The organism is Nonomuraea sp. SBT364 (assembly GCF_001083785.1).
Taxonomy (GTDB): Bacteria; Actinomycetota; Actinomycetes; order Streptosporangiales; family Streptosporangiaceae; genus Nonomuraea.
Genome location: NZ_LAVL01000293.1, coordinates 1 through 5,315, shown reverse-complemented (window position 1 = coordinate 5,315; position 5,315 = coordinate 1). Strand labels below are relative to the sequence as shown.

The 5,315-nt window shown below is 75.3% G+C and carries 6 protein-coding genes; 2 read left to right on the top strand and 4 right to left on the bottom strand.

The features are described 5' to 3' along the window. Positions 1 to 330: 330 nt before the first annotated feature. From ADY59_RS46435 to ADY59_RS46420, 4 genes are all read right to left on the bottom strand, one after another. Complete coding sequence (locus ADY59_RS46435) at positions 331 to 1,155, bottom strand: MBL fold metallo-hydrolase (protein WP_049577502.1); 825 nt, start codon at positions 1,153 to 1,155, stop codon at positions 331 to 333. 20 nt (positions 1,156 to 1,175) lie between these two features. Beyond that, a complete protein-coding gene (locus ADY59_RS46430; RefSeq protein WP_049577499.1) occupies positions 1,176 to 1,370 on the bottom strand; it encodes a hypothetical protein in 195 nt (64 codons plus the stop codon). A gap of 95 nt (positions 1,371 to 1,465) precedes the next feature. Then, positions 1,466 to 1,855, bottom strand: coding sequence for a hypothetical protein (locus ADY59_RS46425; RefSeq protein ID WP_049577496.1), 390 nt, complete (start codon positions 1,853 to 1,855; stop codon positions 1,466 to 1,468). 288 nt (positions 1,856 to 2,143) lie between these two features. Beyond that, the gene (locus tag ADY59_RS46420) at positions 2,144 to 2,749 is read right to left on the bottom strand and encodes a DUF305 domain-containing protein (protein WP_053175832.1); all 606 of its coding nucleotides are present in this window, start codon (positions 2,747 to 2,749) and stop codon (positions 2,144 to 2,146) included. A 95-nt stretch (positions 2,750 to 2,844) separates the two neighbouring features. On the opposite strand from ADY59_RS46420, the gene ADY59_RS46415 reads away from it, so the two are divergent. Next, entirely contained in the window at positions 2,845 to 3,936 is a 1,092-nt protein-coding gene (locus ADY59_RS46415; protein ID WP_049577492.1) for an FAD-dependent oxidoreductase, read from the top strand. Positions 3,937 to 4,081: 145 nt separating this feature from the next. Further along, a partial coding sequence (locus tag ADY59_RS46410) for a serine/threonine-protein kinase (RefSeq protein ID WP_053175829.1) occupies positions 4,082 to 5,315 on the top strand: 1,234 nt, incomplete at its 3' end.

Here is a 5,315-nt window from a genome sequence, read left to right as displayed (position 1 = left end):
CCCCCACCCCGACCCCGTCGGCCGCCCGGGCACGGGCGGTGCGGCCCGCGCCGCCGCCGCGCCGCGCGAACCCGCTGGGCACCGTGCTCCTCATGGTGATCCTCACGACGGTGATCGCCTCCACCACGGCCGTGGCGTTCGGCGCGATCCGGTGAGCCCGTTGCCGCCGGCCTCCTCGGGTTCGCCACGCTGATCGGCATGAACGTCCGCTGCCGGCAGATCCGCGCCGCCGCTCCGGTCAGGACGTCACCGGGCGGCTCCCCGCCGGGCGTCCTTACCCGCTGCCCCGGCGACCCGGCCGCCGGCGCGACGCGGTAGCCCGCGGGCCCGCTACTCGCCGGGGCGCTGCCGGGCGCGCCGGCCGGACAACTCCAGGGTCTGCCCGCGCCGCACGTAGGCGACCCGGTCCGCGAGCCCGGCCTGCTCGACGTGGTCGCGGAAGTCCGACAGCGGTGACTTGAAGACCGTGTAGTCGTCGAAGTGCACCGGCACCACCGTGCCCGGATCGATGAGGTCGACCCAGTTCGCGCCCTGCTCCCCGTCCATCGTGACGGTCATCAGCCCGAGCAGCCTGGTGCCGCCCAGGTGCACGACCCCCACGTCGATGTCGGGGAACCGGCGCGGGATCGACTCCAGCCGCCGGTCCATCAGCGTGTCGCCGCTGATGTGCATGCGCAGGTCCATCAGCCCGTCGCGGTCGCAGAACTCCAGCACGCTGCCCATGACCGGCGGCAGCAGCCCCTGCGCGGGCCCAGGCGCGTGCCGCCCCGGCGTGGCGGTGATCGTCAGCGTCCCCCCGGCGCCGCGCAGCTCGTAGCGGCCCCAGGTGTCCAGCCCCGCCGCCTGCCGGAACCCGCGCCGCCGCAGCCGGCGCGCGGCGTGGCCGGTGGTGACGATCGGCGTGTCCCGGTCGAGTCCCCGCCGGGCGACCCGGTCCCAGTGATCGCCGTGCAGGTGTGACAGCACCACGGCGTCCAGCGCCGGCAGGTCCTCGATCTCCAGCGCCGGGTCGGTCCTGCGCCGCGACGCGAGCCCGTACCCCAGGTAGGCCAGTTGCCCCCGGTGCAGGAAGTTCGGATCGGTGAGCAGGGTGAACCCGTTGTACCGGATCAGCATGGTGGCGTTCCCGATGAACGTCAGCCCGTTCTCCCGCATGGCGACCTCCCCCCGAAGCGTCAGGCCGGATGCCGGGGCCGCTGCTCGGGAGGCACTCCGCCGCCCTTGCCGCCGCCCTTCTTGCCCTTGTCCGTCCCGTGCGGCTGGGACGTCCCCCTGGTGCCGCGCTTCTTGTCGGGGATGGCCTGCGCGGAGCTGCTGTCGGTGGCCCCCTTGCCGGACCTGCGGAGCTCCGGCTGCTGTGGCTTCGTCATGGTTTAGCCCCCTTTAGTGCTTTTCGTCCCCCTGCCACGGACGGAATGGGCCAAACCACGCACGGGTGCCGGACGCCCGGCACCCGTGCCCGCGGTTACAGCGTGAAGCAGGTGCGGCCCTTCGGCTGCCAGCCCGCCCCTGCCTTCTCCCAGCCCTGGGCGCAGATCCGCATCCCCGGCGCGTAGTCGTCCACGCCGCTCCAGATCGCCGCCTGCGGCGGCTTCCGGTCCGGCCGCTGGATCGTCGCCCTGCCCTCGCGGTGCAGGTCGATGTGGCCTTCCCAGGCCCCGGTGCGGCCGTCGTGGTACGCCTCGGCGTACGTGACGCGCGTGCCCTCGTTGACGACCTTCAGGCACACCCCGGGGATGTCGTCGCGGTTGCTGCAGGACTGGTGGTCGGCGTGGGCCGAGGGCGCCAGGGCGACCACGCCGCAGGCGAGCACCGCGGCCGCGAAGAGCCCCTTGACGGTACGGATGTCGTTCATTCGCTGTTCCTCATCCCTGTCGCGCCGCGGCGCCTGTTCGCCGCAGCCGGGATCAGCAAAACCGCTGGTCAGCGCTGTCCAACAGGGCTCTGGACGAACCCGGCCGGAATCGAGCCACTCCCGTCCACCCCCGGACGCCGCTCCCCGCGCCCTCCCGGCGGGTCATGGCGCCGCGATGCCCCGGAGGCAGGTGCGGGCGAGGCCGGTGGCGAAGTCCGGGGGATCTCGACGTCGGCCGCCGAACGGGTGGGGGAAGGCCGGCTCGTGGCGCGCGCGTCCGGGAGATCTTCATGACGTGGCGGACGCCAAGGCGCCCAGGCGGGCGAGCTGGGCGAGCTGGCCGGTGCGGGATCGTACGAGGTCGGCGGCGAGGGCCAGGGCGCGCGGGTCGGAGCCGGAGCCGCGCTCGCCGCGCGTCACCTTCAGCGACTGGTCCAGGTGCTCGCGCAGGCGCCGCGCGAACAGCTCGTCGAACGCCTTCCCCCCGGCGGCCCGCAGGTCATCGAGCTGGGACGCCGTCACCATGCCCGGCATGTCGTGACCCTCGTGGACGTTCACCGGCGACACTCCCGCGTCGTCGCGCAGCTTCCGCAGCCGGTCCAGCTCGGCCCGGTGCGCGCGGCCCAGGGCGGCGGCCAGGCCGCGGGTCCCGCCCGTGCCCCGGCGCGCGGCCAGGTCCAGCAGGGGCAGCGTGCGTTCGATCATCGGGATCATGAGCTGCACCCACGCCGTGTCGGTGGCGTTGAAGCCCGCCCCCGGATGCGTCCGCGACGGCGCGTGCGTCCCGGACGGCGCGTGGGAGCCGTGCGCGGCCGGCGCGCGCTCTCCGGCCGGGGAGCTGCAGGCGGGGCAGGCGGCCAGGAGGAGGGCGAGGAGCAGGCCGATCCGCTTCATGGCAGTCCTTCATCCGGTCGGAGAGCGCTCTCCCACCGTAACCCGGCCGGCCGCGGGCGGGAAGACTGCGGCCGCCCGCGTGGTTGGGACTGGACGTGGAAGAGATCGACGTCGTGGTCATCGGCGCCGGGCAGGCAGGCCTGTCCAGCGCCTACTTCCTGCGCAGGTTCGGCTTCGAGCCGGTGGTGCTCGACGCGGCCGACGGCCCGGGCGGCGCGTGGCGGCACCGGTCGCCGACGCTGACCATGGACAAGGTGCACGGCATCTTCGACCTGCCCGGCGTGCACCGCGAGCCGGACGTCGACGGCAGCCGGCCCGCCGCCGAGGTGGTGCCCGGCTACTACGCCGACTACGAGGACCGCGCCGGGCTGCGCGTGCTGCGCCCGGTCCGGGTGTCGGCGGTGCTGCCCGGCGAGCGGCTGACGGTCGTCTCCGGCGCGGGGGAGTGGGCGGCCCGCGCCGTCGTCAACGCCACCGGCACCTGGACGCGCCCGTACTGGCCCTACTACCCGGGCGCCCGCGACTTCCGCGGCCGTCAGCTGCACTACGCCTCCTACCGGGGGCCGGCGGAGTTCGCCGGGCGGCGCGTCGTCGTGGTCGGCGGCGGGCACTCGGCCGCGCACGTGCTGTCGGAGCTGGCCGGGGTGGCCGCGAGCACGCTGTGGGTGACCCGCGGCCTGCCGGACTTCCGCGACGGCGAGTTCGGCGAGCAGGCCCGCCGCGAGGCCGTCGCCCTGGTGGAGGAGCGGGTGCGCGCCGGGCTGCCGCCGCGCAGCGTCGTCAGCGTCACCGGCCTCGGCCACACCCCCGTCGTCCGCGACGCGCTGGCCAAGGGGGTGCTGGAGCGGGTCCCGATGTTCGAGCGGATCACCGCGTACGGCGTCGCCTGGGCGGACGGGCGGCACCACGACGCCGACGTGATCATGTGGGCCACCGGGTTCCGCTCGGCGCTCGACCACCTCGCGCCGCTGCGGCTGCGCGAGCCCGGCGGCGGCATCAAGGTGAACGGCACCCGGGCCGTCCGCGAGCCCCGCCTGCAGCTCGTCGGCTACGGCCCTTCGGCGAGCACCATCGGCGCCAACCGCGCCGGCCGCGCCGCCGCGACCGAGGTGCGCCGGCTTCTGTTGCGGGCGCCCGAAACCCGGCCGGTGCTGACCGGCGGGTCAGCCGGTACGCCCGCTGCCTGAGCGTTCGCCGGACGCTACCGACAGTAGGAAAAATGCCGACTCGGCCGTTGGTGGTTACAAAACCGGAACCTCTCGACACAGGCTGTGACGATAGGCTACCGTCCACCGCAGAAGGATCTTTCCCCCCTAACGCGGAGGTTCCGTCATGGAGGTTCCCGGCTACACCGAGATCCGGGAACTCGGGCACGGCGGCACCGGGCACGTGATGCTGGCCGTGCGCGACTCCGACGGGACGGCCGTCGCCGTCAAGCACCTGTCGGACCGGTTACGCGAGGACCCCGGCTTCGTCGCGCGCTTCCGCGCCGAGGCACGCGTCATCGCCGAGCTCGACAGCCCGCACACCGCTCGCCTGCTCGACTACGTGGAGGACGAGGGCGACGCCGCCATCGTGATGGAGCTGGTCGACGGCGTCCCGCTGCGCCGCCTGCTGGAGCAGGAGGGCGGCACCGGCCCCGAGGCCGCCCTCGCCGTGCTCAAGGGCGCGCTGCTCGGCCTGGCCGAGGCGCACCGCCACGGCATCGTGCACCGCGACTTCAAGCCCGAGAACGTCATCGTCACCGAGGACGGCGGCAGCAAGCTGGTCGACTTCGGCGTCGCCGCCCGCTCCGGCGACGCCGCCCCGCTGGTCGGCACCCCGCCCTACATGGCGCCCGAGCGGTGGGACGACGCCCCGGCGGGCCCGCGTTCCGACGTGTACGCGGCGGCGGTGGTGTTCTACGAGTGCCTCACCGGCCGCCGCCCGTTCACCGGTGACAACGTGGCCGCCCTCGCCCACCAGCACCGGCACGCCGTCCCCGCGCTCGGCGCGGTCGACGAGCCGGTCCGCGGCCTGGTCCTGGCCGGGCTGGCCAAGGACCCGGCCGAGCGGCCCGAGTCGGCCGAGGCGTTCCTGGCCGAGCTGGAGTGGGTCGCGGCCGCCGCCTACGGCGCGCGCTGGGAGGCCCGGGGCCGCTCCCGGCTGGGCGCGCTCACCGTTCCGTTCCTCACCCTGCGGCCGCCGCAGCCCGCCGCGGGCGGCGGCACGGCCCCGCTCCCGCTCCCGGCGGCGCTCGCGCCCGCCTCCCGGCTCGCCATCACCGGCGGCCTCGTGCTGGCGACCGCGGTGGCGGTCGTCTCGGTCTTCCTGATCTGGAACGACGCGCCGTCCTACCGGTACGCGTCCCCGCCCGCCACGCCGGCGCCCGCTCCGGAGCCGACCGGGCGCACCCCGGCGCCGTCCACGGAGCCCGGCACGGTCACGCCCCCGGTGAGCTTCACCGATCCGCCCGGCACGCCCCCGGCCCGCGAGCCGGCCGGGGGCGTGCCGGGCGGATCGGTGAAGCTCACCGGGGGCGTGACCGTGCCGGGCTCCGTGGACGGCGCCGGGGTGCGCCCGGTCG

Bases quoted from the DNA above. Each gene is read 5' to 3' on its own strand.
- ADY59_RS46435 (WP_049577502.1), bottom strand. From the start codon at position 1,155: ATGCGGGAGAACGGGCTGACGTTCATCGGGAACGCCACCATGCTGATC.
- ADY59_RS46430 (WP_049577499.1), bottom strand. From the start codon at position 1,370: ATGACGAAGCCACAGCAGCCGGAGCTCCGCAGGTCCGGCAAGGGGGCC.
- ADY59_RS46425 (WP_049577496.1), bottom strand. From the start codon at position 1,855: ATGAACGACATCCGTACCGTCAAGGGGCTCTTCGCGGCCGCGGTGCTC.
- ADY59_RS46420 (WP_053175832.1), bottom strand. From the start codon at position 2,749: ATGAAGCGGATCGGCCTGCTCCTCGCCCTCCTCCTGGCCGCCTGCCCC.